The organism is Psychroserpens sp., from assembly GCF_045105015.1.
GTDB lineage: Bacteria > Bacteroidota > Bacteroidia > Flavobacteriales > Flavobacteriaceae > Psychroserpens.
The window spans coordinates 1-13,828 of sequence record NZ_JBGCCX010000171.1; the positions used below are offsets into that span (position 1 = coordinate 1).

14 protein-coding genes are annotated in these 13,828 nt (G+C 33.9%); 12 read left to right on the forward strand and 2 right to left on the reverse strand.

The features are described 5' to 3' along the window. On the reverse strand, positions 1-2,585 hold a 2,585-nt coding region (locus tag AB8B90_RS13160), incomplete at its 3' end, for a WD40/YVTN/BNR-like repeat-containing protein (protein WP_405337704.1). Between the two features lie 211 nt (positions 2,586-2,796). Here AB8B90_RS13160 and AB8B90_RS13165 point away from each other — a divergent pair. The 10 genes from AB8B90_RS13165 to AB8B90_RS13210 all read left to right on the forward strand — a co-directional run bounded on the left by AB8B90_RS13165 (position 2,797) and on the right by AB8B90_RS13210 (position 10,516). After that, positions 2,797-3,297 (forward strand): c-type cytochrome, encoded by a 501-nt coding sequence (locus tag AB8B90_RS13165; RefSeq protein WP_405337707.1) that lies wholly within the window; start codon positions 2,797-2,799, stop codon positions 3,295-3,297. Between the two features lie 9 nt (positions 3,298-3,306). Beyond that, entirely contained in the window at positions 3,307-3,882 is a 576-nt protein-coding gene (locus AB8B90_RS13170; RefSeq protein WP_405337710.1) for a fasciclin domain-containing protein, read from the forward strand. A gap of 26 nt (positions 3,883-3,908) precedes the next feature. Continuing rightward, positions 3,909-5,879: a Sec-dependent nitrous-oxide reductase gene (gene nosZ, locus AB8B90_RS13175; RefSeq protein WP_405337713.1), complete on the forward strand. Its 1,971-nt coding sequence runs from the start codon at positions 3,909-3,911 to the stop codon at positions 5,877-5,879. 114 nt (positions 5,880-5,993) lie between these two features. After that, on the forward strand, positions 5,994-6,593 hold the full coding sequence (locus AB8B90_RS13180; protein ID WP_405337716.1) for a hypothetical protein: 600 nt from the start codon (positions 5,994-5,996) through the stop codon (positions 6,591-6,593). Between the two features lie 30 nt (positions 6,594-6,623). Beyond that, on the forward strand, positions 6,624-7,061 hold the full coding sequence (locus tag AB8B90_RS13185) for a nitrous oxide reductase accessory protein NosL (protein WP_405337719.1): 438 nt from the start codon (positions 6,624-6,626) through the stop codon (positions 7,059-7,061). 1 nt (position 7,062) lies between these two features. After that, the gene (locus AB8B90_RS13190; protein ID WP_405337722.1) at positions 7,063-7,359 is read left to right on the forward strand and encodes a cupin domain-containing protein; all 297 of its coding nucleotides are present in this window, start codon (positions 7,063-7,065) and stop codon (positions 7,357-7,359) included. Between the two features lie 2 nt (positions 7,360-7,361). Next, positions 7,362-8,600 (forward strand): nitrous oxide reductase family maturation protein NosD, encoded by a 1,239-nt coding sequence (locus tag AB8B90_RS13195; RefSeq protein ID WP_405337725.1) that lies wholly within the window; start codon positions 7,362-7,364, stop codon positions 8,598-8,600. Then, positions 8,594-9,301, forward strand: coding sequence for an ABC transporter ATP-binding protein (locus AB8B90_RS13200; RefSeq protein WP_405337728.1), 708 nt, complete (start codon positions 8,594-8,596; stop codon positions 9,299-9,301). Before AB8B90_RS13195 ends, AB8B90_RS13200 begins: the two co-directional genes overlap by 7 nt. Then, complete coding sequence (locus AB8B90_RS13205) at positions 9,294-10,076, forward strand: ABC transporter permease (RefSeq protein WP_405337731.1); 783 nt, start codon at positions 9,294-9,296, stop codon at positions 10,074-10,076. The genes AB8B90_RS13200 and AB8B90_RS13205 overlap by 8 nt, the downstream gene beginning before the upstream one ends. 2 nt (positions 10,077-10,078) lie before the next feature. Then, complete coding sequence (locus AB8B90_RS13210) at positions 10,079-10,516, forward strand: hypothetical protein (RefSeq protein ID WP_405337734.1); 438 nt, start codon at positions 10,079-10,081, stop codon at positions 10,514-10,516. 9 nt (positions 10,517-10,525) lie between these two features. Here the strand turns inward: AB8B90_RS13210 and AB8B90_RS13215 are convergent, their stop codons facing one another. Beyond that, positions 10,526-10,960, reverse strand: coding sequence for an RrF2 family transcriptional regulator (locus tag AB8B90_RS13215; protein ID WP_405337737.1), 435 nt, complete (start codon positions 10,958-10,960; stop codon positions 10,526-10,528). Between the two features lie 137 nt (positions 10,961-11,097). Here AB8B90_RS13215 and AB8B90_RS13220 point away from each other — a divergent pair, with 137 nt between their 5' ends. Together AB8B90_RS13220 and AB8B90_RS13225 are read left to right on the forward strand one after the other, a co-directional pair. Then, entirely contained in the window at positions 11,098-12,225 is a 1,128-nt protein-coding gene (locus tag AB8B90_RS13220; protein ID WP_405337740.1) for a vWA domain-containing protein, read from the forward strand. A gap of 1 nt (position 12,226) precedes the next feature. After that, positions 12,227-13,693 (forward strand): magnesium chelatase, encoded by a 1,467-nt coding sequence (locus AB8B90_RS13225; RefSeq protein WP_405337743.1) that lies wholly within the window; start codon positions 12,227-12,229, stop codon positions 13,691-13,693. Positions 13,694-13,828: the final 135 nt, after the last annotated feature.

The following is a 13,828-nucleotide window of genomic DNA, read 5'->3' on the forward strand; positions in this document are numbered from 1 at the left end:
CCAGCTTCATTCATATACCATGACCATTTGTAGATTCCTGTAGAGTCTGGAGCTTTCTGTTTTAATGTCCTAATTAAACGTTCTCCATCGTATAATTTCATAGTTAACGAATCCCAAGTTACTTCCGTTTCTTTAGTTTCATTGTTCTCGATGTCTGAGGTCTCCTCGTCTTCGTCTTTCTCAGTATCTTTCTCTTTTAATGATTCTTCAATTTGAACGTAGTAGGCAAACTGAGCGCCAAAGCCTTTATTTTCACCATGATACATGGCATCTGCTCCAAATCGACTTCCAGTTGGTTGTTGATAAGCGGCTATGTAAGCATCTGCAGGTTCAAAAAGTTCTAGTTTCTGGTTTAATATGGATGTGTTTTTGGCTAATGCTCTTAGTGGTCGAATGTCATCTAAAACCCAAGCCGCACGGCCAAAAGTTCCTATAATTAAATCATGATCTCTCGGATGAATCACCAAATCTTTAACAGAGACTGTTGGGAATCCTTGGGTCCATTTTGTCCAATTTGATCCAGCATCAGTAGAAAGGTAAAGACCATCATCTGTTCCTAAAAATAATAAGTTCTTTTCAATTGGGTCTTCAACTATAGAAAGCGTATAACTTTCAACATCATTCTCGTCTACAATGCGCTCCCAAGTTTTTCCGTAATTGGTAGTTCTATATGCATATGGTGTATAATTAAAACGTCGATAATCATTTGCTATTAATAAGGCTTCACCTTTTCGTTTATTGGATGCTTTTATTTGAGGAATCCAACTACCAGCAGGTAATCCTTTAATATTTTTAGTAACCTCAGTATAGCTTTGTCCACCATTTTGTGTGTAATGCACTCGACCATCATCAGTTCCAACCCAAAACATATTACGTTCTACTGGAGACGGTTCGATAACTAAGATGGAGCAGTGGTTTTCTGCTCCAGTAGCATCCATGGTCAATCCACCACTTTCATTTTGTTTCAACTTTTCAGGATCATTGGTGGTAAGATCTTCAGATATGACAGTCCAAGTTTGTCCTTTATCTGTCGATTTATGGACGAACTGACTTCCGAAGTATAAGGTGTTATTATCAAAAGGATCAATATTAATAGCGGAATTCCAATTGAAACGTAATTCAACTTCCGGATCAGGATGTGTAGGTCTCACTGTATAATTATTTCCTGTTTCGGCATCATAGCGACTTACGTATCCTTGTTGACTCATAGACCATCCGAAACGGGAATCTTCTTTATCTGGAACGACATCAAATCCGTCGCCAAAACTAATTTCTTGCCAGTAACTGTTTCTGATGCCTTGCACACGCCATACATAAGCAGGTCCTTTCCAAGAGCCATTGTCTTGCATGCCACCATAAACATTATAGGGAATGTCGTTATCTACATTGATATGATAAAATTGTGCGACAGGTAAATTTCCTATAAAACGCCAAGATTTTCCACCATCTTTTGTGATATTCATACCACCATCGTTACCATCTATCATAAAATCTCCATTATTTGGGTGAATCCACCACGCATGATGATCTGGATGAACACCATTACTTACGCCATAGGCAGGCATTAGTTGTTTAAAACTTTTACCACCATCTTCAGAAACATTTACGTAAGTATAAATGGAGTAGACTCTATTTTCATTTTGAGGATCTACATATATTTCAGAATAATAAAATGGACGGTTTCCAATGCCACCAGAACCACTATTGTCATTTACTTTTTTCCAATTAAAGCCACCATCTTCACTTTTGTATAGAGCATTCTTTTTTGCTTCAACAAGCGCGTAAACTATGTTTGGTTTATTTGCTGCAATTGCAACACCAATACGTCCTAAATCACCTTTTGGAAATCCTTCTTTTTCAGTTACTTTTTTCCAGGTATTTCCACCATCGTGAGTGATATGTAATCCAGAACCTTCACCACCAGATTTGAAAAACCAAGGATCACGCTTGTGTTCCCAAAGGGCTGCAATGAGTTTATTTGGATTTGTTGGATCCATGATGAGATCTGCAGCTCCAGTTTTATTGTTAGCGAATAATATTTTTCTCCATGAGATTCCACCGTCTGTTGTTTTGTAAACGCCACGCTCTGGATGAATTCCCCAAGGAGAACCAATGGCTGCAACATATACAATATCTGGATTTGTAGGATCGATAATCACACGATGGATATGTCGTGTTTTTTCAAGTCCCATTAATTCCCAAGATTTTCCCGCATCTAACGACTTGTAAATCCCATAACCTCCATTTAAACTATTTCGTGGATTTCCTTCACCAGTTCCGGCCCAAATGACACTCGGATTGGATTGTTGAACAGCCACAGCACCAATAGAACCAGTTGCTTCATTTTCGAAAATTGGTTCCCATGTGATTCCACCAGAAGTCGATTTCCAAAGACCACCAGAAGCTGTTCCAACATACATGACATCTGTATTACTATGAACAACATCAATAGAGGTAACGCGACCAGACATTCCTCCAGGACCTATATTTCTAGGTTGCATGTTTTTGAGTAAATCCATCGAAATATCTTGTCCGAAAATAGAAAATGATGCCATAAGCATCAGAAAGAGCAGTGCTTTTTTCATGTGTAATTAATTAGCGTTTTTTAAAGTTGCATAAAGATAATCAAAAGATTTTTGGATAAAGTTTTCTATGTAAATCTTTGAAAACATTTAACAAAAAATAATAATAAAAAGAGCCTGATTTTAAATAAGATAAAATTATCCGAAATATGATAATTATCATATTTATTGCTCTTTTATGTCAGTAATTTTGTTGAATAAAATAAATAAACACATGAAGACAACACTAAAACTAATCACAGTATTTTTTGTAACACTACTTCTAAGTTGTGGAGGAAAAGAAGAAAAAAAGAAAGAGCCTATTTCTTATGGTAGAAAAGAAGCTCCTGTAAAAGTTGAAACTCCCAAATCTGATGCAATTCCTCCGTCGAAAAGGGTTGACTTGAGTAATAAAGGTGTTGGACCAATTACATCAGTGAGCTTTGATGCTGAAATTAATCAAGAAATGGCAACTGAAGGTGAAGAGATTTTTAAGAAAATGTGTACAGCTTGTCATAGACCTAACAAGAAATTTATTGGTCCACCTCCAACTGGAATTTTTGAACGTAGATCACCAGAATGGGTAATGAACATGATTCTGGATCCAGAGGGAATGGTTAAAAACGATCCGTTAGCTAAAGAATTATTAATGGAATTTAATGGATCTCCAATGGCAAATCAAAATCTTACCGAGAAAGAGGCAAGATCAGTATTAGAATATTTCAGAACACTATAAATTCAAATTATGAAAACAACCAAAACAATCATTTTAATCTGTGCAATGGCAGCTTTTTTCTGCTCTTGCAAAGACACTAACAAAGACACGACATCGACAACTACGGAAGCAAATACCGAAACGCAAACTACTGAAAGAACAGGTCAAGCTTTTATTGAAGATGATGGAAGCACGACGGTTTTGAGTATTGCTATTGGTTCTAAAGATCATACAACTTTAGTGGCAGCAGTACAGGCAGCACAATTAGAAAACGCATTAGTTAATGCAGGACCACTAATGGTGTTTGCACCTACCAATGAAGCTTTTGCAGCATTGCCAGAAGGCACTGTTGAAAACTTGTTAAAACCTGAAAATAAAGATGCTTTAGCAAACATATTGAAGTATCATGTGACACCTGGAAATTATTCCAAAGACTTTTTAAAGAAATTCAAAAAACTAGGTCAAGCAAATAACCAGTATGTAAAAGTAGAAGTTATTGATGGAGAACCTATGATTGGAGGAGCAAAAATACTAGGAAGTGTAAAAGCTGGTAATGGTATTGTGCATGTCATAGACAAAGTTCTTTTACCTCCAACAGAAGATTAAAACACTAATTAAATTTATAAGAAAACATGAAGAATTTATTAAAATTAACTCTTGCCCTTGTATTTGTGTTTGCAGCTTTCACCAGTTGTAATAACACAAAATCAAAAGATGGAAAATCTGGTGCATTGGCAGGTAATGTAGCGGAAAAAGTTTACGTTGCTCCTGGAGAACACGATTCGCATTATGCATTCATTTCTGGTGGTTATAGTGGTAACTTAACGGTTTATGGATTGCCATCTGGTCGAATGTTTAAAGAAATACCAGTATTCTCACAATTTCCAACGTCAGGATATGGGTATTCTGAAGAAACGAAACCTATGCTAAATACGTCTCACGGGTTTATTCCTTGGGGAGATTCACACCATCCAGATATATCTCAAACTAATGGAGAAATTGATGGTCGTTTTATTTTTATCAATGAAAATAACACACCTAGAATTGCAAAAATTGACTTAAAAACATTTGAAACTACTGAAATCATAGAAGTGCCGAACAGTGCAGGTAATCACAGTTCGTCTTTCGTGACCGAAAACACAGAGTACGTTGTTGCAGGTACACGTTTTTCAGTACCTATTCCGCAGCGTGATATGCCAATTAACGAATATAAAGGTAATTTTCAAGGTGCATTGTCTTTTATAAGCGTTGAGCCAGAACATGGCCATATGGATATAAAATTTCAAGTGCTAATGCCAGGTTTTAATTACGATTTAGCGCATCCAGGTCGCGGAGCTTCTCATGGTTGGTTCTTTTTCTCTACCTATAATACGGAAGAGGCGAGTTCACTTTTAGAGGTTAACGCTTCACAAAATGATAAAGATTTTATTGCAGCTATAAATTGGAAAAAAATTGAAGAATACGTAAATAATGGTGGTGGTAAAATGATGCCAGCAAATTATGCACATAATGTATATGATGAAGGCACGCACACTGCAACATCTACTATGATAAAAGAAGTTCGTGTTGTTAATCCATCTGAGGTTCCTGGAGCTGTATATTTATTACCAACACCTAAGTCACCTCACGGTTGTGATGTAGATCCTTCTGGAGAATATATTGTAGGAAACGGTAAGTTATCGGCAAATTTAACCATCCATTCATTTACTAAAATGATTGATGCGATTAAGAATAAAAAGTTTGCTGGAGACGCTTATGGAATTCCGATTTTGAATTTTGAAGACGTGCTAGCTGGTGTTGTTGAACAAGCAGGTTTAGGACCATTACATACTGAGTTTGATGGTAAAGGAAATGGTTATACAACATTCTTTATTTCATCTGAGGTTGTAAAATGGAAATTAGGTACATGGGAAGTTTTAGATAGACAACCAACCTTTTACTCTGTTGGTCACTTAACCATTCCAGGAGGAAATTCAGGAAAACCTCAGGGTAAATATATGTTCGCCATGAATAAAATAACAAAAGATCGTTATTTACCAACAGGACCAGAGTTGGAGCATAGTGCTCAATTATATGATATTTCTGGTGATAAAATGGAATTACTTTTGGACTTTCCAACACATGGAGAACCTCATTACGCAGCAGCTATGCGTGCTGATATCATTAAAGAACGCTCTCAAAAAATCTATGATTTAGAAGCAAACAAGCATCCTCATGCGGCTAAATCTGATGATGATACTAGAGTTGTTAGAAAAGGCAATGAAGTTCATGTATATATGACATTAATTAGAAGTCACTTCTCACCAGATAATATCGAAGGTATAAAGGTTGGAGATAAAGTATATTTCCACATTACCAACCTAGAACAAGATTTTGATGTTCCTCATGGCTTCGCGATGATAGGCCAAAATACATCAGAATTGTTAATTATGCCAGGACAAACTAAAACATCAGTTTGGGAACCAAAACAAGTTGGTGTATGGCCTTTTTATTGTACCGATTTCTGTTCTGCACTTCACCAAGAGATGCAAGGATATGTTAGAGTATCTGCTTCAGATTCTAATTTACCATTAAAGTGGTCTTTAGGAGAAGATTTTGAATAACCAAATTAGGGGAATTTTGTTTTAGTGTTTATTTTCCTATATGAAAGGCGAGAGCTAGTGTTTCGCTTTCGCCTTTCTTTTTAAAACACTTTTGAAATTATTAAATTGGTTACAATGAAAAAGTCAAATATCATAATGCTGCTCGCAGCGATTTTACCCTTAGGCTTATTTTTATTTCCACTTTGGAAAATAACTTTAGAAGCTCCACAGTATCCTACACCTTTAGGAATGTACATACATATCAATGACTTTTCAGATGCTAATCCGCACGACATCAAAAACATTAATTTGATGAATCATTATGTTGGCATGAAATACATACCAGATGCTATTCCTGAATTTAAGATATTTCCTTTGGGAATTATAATTACAACTGTAATTGGTCTCTTGATTGCATTCAAAGGGAATTATAAATGGTTTTTAGGATGGTTTATTTTAATGATTGCTATGAGTGCTGCAGGTATGTATGATTTTTATTTATGGGAACACGATTACGGACATAACCTCGATCCTAAGGCTATTATGAAATTCACCAATCCAGATGGTACGCAAATGGGATTTCAGCCACCAATGTTTGGAAGTAGAGATATTTTGAATTTTAGAGCACACTCTTATCCACAACTAGGCGCTTTATTTTTAGCACTAGGAATAGCAGGAGGATTTATAGCTTACTTAATAGGAAAAAAGCAACATAAAAATGCTTTAAATATGTAGCCAAGCTCAAAACACTAAAACACTAACAACATGCAAACACTAAAACACTATTCGATCATTGCATTGCTATTATTCTTTATTAGCTGTAATGTATCACCAAAACCCATAGACTATGGTAGCGATGGATGCCATTTTTGTAAAATGACTATTGTAGATAAAGTTCATGCAGCTGAAATTATAACTCAAAAAGGAAAGGTTTACAAGTTTGATGCAACCGAATGTATGATCAATTACATAGAAGAGTTTGATACTTCCGAAATTGCACTGTATTTATCAAATAACTACATGAAACCGGAAGCCCTAATCGACGCAACTAAAGCTACCTTCCTTATTAGTAATAACATTCCTAGTCCAATGGGAGCCTTTTTATCAGCTTTTGAAAATCAAGATGATGCAAAAAAAATGCAAGCTCAAAAAGGAGGAACACTATACACTTGGGAAGAATTATTATCTCATCTAAATCAATAACATGGCCTATACAATTAATGATACTATTAATTTAACCACTTACGACGGGTTAAATGCTAGAAAAATATTAGATGTTAATGTTCATGAAATTCTTCATATTAGTTTAGAAAAAAACACTATTTTTCCAAAGCATACTTCTCCAACTGATGCCAGTTTATTGGTGCTAGAAGGTACGATTTCTTTTTTCATTGACGATTTAGAATATGAGTTAACTAAGCATCAGATTTTTAATTTTCCAAAAGATAAAGTGCATTGGGTAGAGGCTACTGAGAACTCAAAATTTCTTTTATTAAGATAGGAATGAAAAAGACAATAATTGCGTTTTATATCATGTGCTTTATGCCATTAATGATGCATGCACAAACTATTGAAGTTTGCAGCACTTGCTCGATTTCAACATTAAAGGAAGCGATTAGTATAGCTAAAGATTTTGATACTATAGTCGTTAAAAAAGGTGTTTACAAAGAACATGATATTCTAGTTGATAAACCTTTGACTATTATTGGTAAAAAGTATCCTGTAATTGACGGTGAATTTAAGGGAGAAATAATGACAATAATCTCAGATAATGTCACAGTAGACGGACTATTCATTATAAATGTAGGCTCTAGTTATACTGAAGATTATGCAGCCATTCGTGTTAGAAAAAGTAAAAATTTTCTCATTCAAAATTTAGTCTTAGAAAAATTATTTTTCGGTATCTATATTGAAAAATCAAGAGATGGAAAAGTATTTCATAATAAGATTATTGGAGACGCAGTTGAAGAGTATAACTCTGGTAATGGTATTCAATTATGGTATAGTCGGAATGTAGAAATTGAACATAATTTTGTTCAACATGTTAGAGATGGTATTTATTTAGAGTTTTCAGATTTTTGCACCATTAAAAACAATGTAAGCGCTTTAAATGTGCGTTATGGTTTGCACTTTATGTTTTCGAATGATGATATCTATCAGGATAATGAATTTTCTGATAATGGAGCAGGAGTAGCTGTTATGTTTTCTAAAAGAATTAAAATGTACAATAATATCTTCAAAGAGAATTGGGGAACAGCGTCCTATGGCATGCTGTTAAAAGAGATTAATGATGCCGAAATTATGGGTAATGTTTTTGAGCAAAACACCATTGGAATTAATGTTGAAGGTTCTAACAGAATAATCTACAAACACAATGACTTCGTTTCCAATGGTTGGGCAGTCAAAGTAAATGGCGCTTGTTATAATAATACGTTTACTGAAAATAATTTTTTATACAATTCCTTTGATGTAGCGTATAATAGTAAAATCAATGATAATAGTTTTGATAGAAATTACTGGAGCAATTACACTGGCTATGATTTGGACAAAGATGGAATTGGAGATGTACCTTTTAGACCTGTAAAATTGTTTTCATACATTGTTAATCGCACTCCTGAAACCATTATTTTACTTCGAAGTATGTTTATTGATATTATTGATTTTTCCGAAAAAGTATCACCAGTGTTTACACCAGATAATTTGTTGGATAATAACCCAAAAACAAAAAGAATAAAATGGTAACCATAGAAAACCTTCATAAAAAATTTTCCAAGAATGAAGTGCTTAAAGGTGTAGACTTGACCATAAAAGATGGTGGAATTTTTGCTGTACTTGGTCCTAATGGATCGGGAAAAACAACCTTAATTAAGTCTATTTTAGGAATGGTTATTCCAAATAAAGGTGAAATTTCTGTGCTTGGCGAAAGCATTAAAAAGACCTCAGAGTATCGACATAAAATTGATTACTTACCGCAAATAGCCAACTTTCCGAGTAATTTACGGGTAGAAGAATTAATTACAATGATTAAGGATTTGCGTAAACCTACAGATGAAGACCAACGCTTAATAGAACTGTTTAAGCTGAACCCTTTTTTAGACAAAAAATTAGGAACACTTTCCGGAGGAACAAAGCAAAAAGTGAATATCGTTCTCACGTTTATGTTTGATAGTCCGCTTATTATTTTAGATGAACCAACCACAGGTTTAGATCCAATTTCATTAATACGTTTAAAAGATTTAATTCAAGCTGAAAAAGCCAAAGGTAAGACCATTTTAATTACCTCTCATATTATGAGTTTTGTAGAAGAAGTTTCAGATGAGATTGTCTTTTTACTAGAAGGTAAAATTTATTTCAGAGGCTCAATATCAGAATTAAAAACCAAGACCAATCAGCCTGATTTTGAACATGCTATTGCGTCCATTTTAACTAATAATCATGCTTAAAATATTAAAATATAGTTTTTTTGATTTGATACGAAGCCGCTGGAGTTACGTCTATTTCGTATTCTATTTATTGCTAGGTGTTGTGTTATTATTCTTAAATAATGACTTATCAAAAGCAGTGATTACCCTAATGAATGTAATTATTGTTCTTGTCCCCTTAATAGGAACCATTTTTGGCGTCATGTATTATTATAATTCAAAAGAATTCACAGAACTCCTCTTGGCACAACCTTTAAAACGATCTTCTATTTTTCTCGGACAGTATTTGGGCGTGGCTTTATCACTTTCTATTAGTTTAGTTCTCGGATTAGGAATTCCTTTTGTGTTTTATGGTTTGTTTGAGAGTAGTGCAATATGGGATTTCTCATTACTACTTATTACAGGAGCATTTCTTACCTTAATTTTTACGGCTTTAGCATTTAATATTGCAATGTCTAATGAGAATAAGATTAAAGGCTTTGGTTATGCAATTCTATTATGGTTATTTTTAGCAATCATTTATGATGGTTTATTTTTAATGACGTTAATTATGTTTGAGGATTATCCTTTAGATAAATTGTCATTAATAGGAACTATGCTCAATCCAATAGATTTATCAAGAACATTAATTCTTTTAAAGCTGGATATTTCCGCATTATTAGGTTACACTGGAGCCGTTTTTAAGCAATTTTTCGGAACTAATTTTGGTCTAATGGTCTCCTTTTTAACCTTAAGTTTATGGACGATATTTCCAATCTTAAGAATTATATTTATTTCCAACAAAAAAGATTTTTAATTATGAAAACTAAATTTTCGTTAATCCTTTTATTGATTTTATCACTCATGTTGTTCAATTGTAAGGATGATAAAAACACATCGGAATCTCAATCTGTAATAATTCTTGATGATTTGGTATTAAATGACGGTGGAAAATGGATTGTTAATAAAGAAACTCATGAAGGTGTAAAGCAAATGGATGCTATTATAAGTGCTTTTAGTTCTGATAGTAATACTGATTATAAAAAGTTAGGGGAAGACCTTTCTAAGCAAACCAGTTCTATTATAAAGAATTGTAATATGAAAGGGGAGCCGCATGATCAATTACATGTCGTTCTGGTGCCAATGTTAGATGAAATTTCAATATTAAAAGAACAAAGTAATCCAACAAAATCAAAAATTGCATTAGATCGATTAGAGCATTTAATAACTGCCTATTTTCAACATTTTCAGTTATAGTAAAACGTATTAAATTTTTAAAAAAGCGTCTCCTTTTTTTAAGCCTTTTGCCAATTCATCTAAACTAGTGGTTTCTAGCATGTCTCTTAAATCATTTCGTATAGATTTAAATTTATCATGCATAGGACAAGGATGGTCTTCGTTGCATTCTTTCAAACCTAAGCCACAACTTGAATAAACGCTAGTACCATCTATAGCTTCAACTATTTGAGATAGCTTAATGGTAGAAATGTCGTTTTTATCAATTTCAAAACCGCCATAAGCGCCTTGAACAGATTTTATAACATTATGTCTTACCAAATCTTGTAAAATTTTAGATGTAAAAGCTTGAGGAGAATCAATCTCTGTAGAAATTTCTTTAGGACTTACGCGTCTGCCTTCATACGAATTTTTTGCAATAAATATTGATGCTCTTATTCCGTATTCACAAGCTTTAGAAAACATACACTTATACTTTTTTACAAATATCTAAAAAATATTTAATTAGGATATAATTGTCGGATATGAAAATTTGAAATACTCACATTATTTATAATTCCTTTAATATTTTTCAGTTTTAAAAGCAGTATTTTTATGCTGCTATGAAACACAAATCAGATTTTAAGAAAGGATTCGTTTTTAAACCTTACGAAGCTCCTAACAAATCACCTTTTGAAACACTCTTTGAGATTTTTAAAGAACTGATAACTCATACTTCAGGAGATTTTGATGAGGCTATTGCTTGGCTTCGCGAATTAGACAAGGAATATGAGATAACAACTGCCGAATATACCATTGATGATTTTATTGAAGACCTTAAAAAGAAAGGATACATTAAAGAAGAAATCGATCCAGATGGGAAAGGAGGAATGGCAATTACTGCCAAAACAGAACGCGCTATTCGTCAACAAGCTTTAGATCATATTTTTGGAAAGATAAAACGAAGTGGACAAGGAAACCATAAAAGTAAAAGCCCAGGAATTGGAGATGAACATACAGGTGATTTTAGAAATTACCAGTTTGGTGATGCTTTAGATAAAGTATCTATTACCGAAAGTTTGCGAAATGCTCAAATAAACCATGGAATTGGAGATTTTAATATCACAGAAGATGATTTGGTTGTTGAAGAGACGCTACATAAATCTCAAATGAGTACAGTTCTGATGATTGATATTAGTCATAGTATGATTCTATATGGTGAAGATCGAATCACACCAGCGAAACGCGTTGCAATGGCTTTGGCAGAATTAATTACTACACGGTATCCAAAAGATACGTTAGATATTATTGTCTTTGGAAATGATTCGTGGCAGATTGAAATTAAGGATTTACCATATCTAAAGGTTGGTCCTTATCACACCAATACAGTTGCTGGTTTGCAATTGGCAATGGATTTACTTCGTAGAAAGCGAAACACCAATAAGCAGATTTTTATGATTACCGATGGTAAGCCTAGTTGTTTACGATTACCTGACGGACAATACTACAAGGATAGTAATGGTTTGAATCCGTACATCACAAACAAGTGTTATGCAATGGCTCAACAAGCCAGAAAATTACACATTCCTATTACTACATTTATGATTGCTCAAGATCAATATTTGATGCAATTTGTTCAAGAATTTACAAGAGCTAATCAAGGAAAAGCTTTTTACACTGGCTTAAAAGGATTAGGTGAAATGATTTTTGAAGATTATGAAACAAACAGAAAAAAAAGAATTAAAGGATAATATGAAAATAGAAACTATAAATACTTTAGGCGATTTAAAAAAAGCAGGATATCAGTCGAAATCTATAAAAGACGAATTAAGAGATAACCTCATTCAGAAAATTAAAAATAAGGAAACAGCTTTTGAAGGCGTACATGGTTATGAAAACACTGTAATCCCAGAACTAGAGCGTGCAATATTATCGAGGCATAATATCAATTTACTCGGACTTCGAGGTCAGGCAAAAACACGTCTAGCACGTTTGATGCTTAATCTATTAGATGAATATATCCCATTTGTGGATGGTTCAGAAATTAACGACGACCCTCTCAATCCTATTTCTCGTTTTGCTAATGAAATGATTTCAGAAAAAGGAGATGATACACCAATAGCTTGGTTGCATAGAAGTGATCGTTTTGCTGAAAAATTAGCAACTCCAGATGTGACTGTTGCTGATTTAATTGGTGACGTTGATCCAATTAAAGCTGCCAATTTAAAACTGAGTTATGCAGATGATCGCGTTATCCACTACGGAATGATTCCAAGGGCAAACAGGTGTATTTTCGTGATTAATGAGTTGCCAGATTTACAAGCAAGAATTCAAGTAGCACTATTTAATATTTTGCAAGAAGGAGACATTCAAATTAGAGGCTTTAAATTACGATTGCCCTTAGATGTTCAATTTCTGTTTACCGCAAATCCTGAAGATTACACCAACAGAGGAAGTATTGTTACACCTTTAAAAGATAGAATCGGAAGTCAGATTTTAACACATTATCCAGTCGATATTGAAACAGCACGTTTAATTACAGAACAAGAAGCAAAAGTAGTTGAAGGCCAAAAAGATACCGTTGTTGTTCCAGATTTAGCCAGAGATTTACTAGAGCAAATTGTGTTTGAAGCTCGCGAAAGTGAATATATTGATGCAAAAAGCGGAGTTAGTGCTAGGCTCAGTATAACGGCTTTAGAAAATCTGTTAAGTACAGCAGAACGTAGAGCTTTGCTTGCTGGTGATGAACAAACAATGTTGCGATTAAGTGATTTTGTTGGAATTATTCCTGCAATTACGGGAAAGGTTGAATTGGTGTATGAAGGCGAACAAGAAGGAGCAGCGGTTGTCGCTTACAATTTAATTGGTGAAGCAGTTAAGAGTTTGTTTCCAGAATTCTTTCCGAAGATAGAAAAGTTGAAAAAGGAAACTGAAGAAACCCCTTATGATGATATTATATCTTGGTTTTTTAATCAGAAAGATGGTTTTGAAATCTTAGACGATATACGAGATAAGGAATATAAGAGTTTACTCGATGCTATATCACCATTGGATGATTTACTAGGGGAGTATCAACCAAATATTAGTAAAGAAGATAGTTATTTCGTTAAAGAATTTGTGCTTTGGGCTCTGGTAGAATATAAACAACTAAGTAAATACCGATTTACTGAAGGGATTCAATTTAAAGATCCCTACGGTAGTTTTATAAGTGGAATCTAATTGAAAAAGGGAAGCTAAGTGCTTCCCTTTTTTTTTACAATAAAATAAAAAAAATAGAGTCTATTCCAATTTAAGATAGAGGAGTTATTTTCAGTGTGAATGAATCTCAATTTTTAAAATTTGAACTAGCTATTA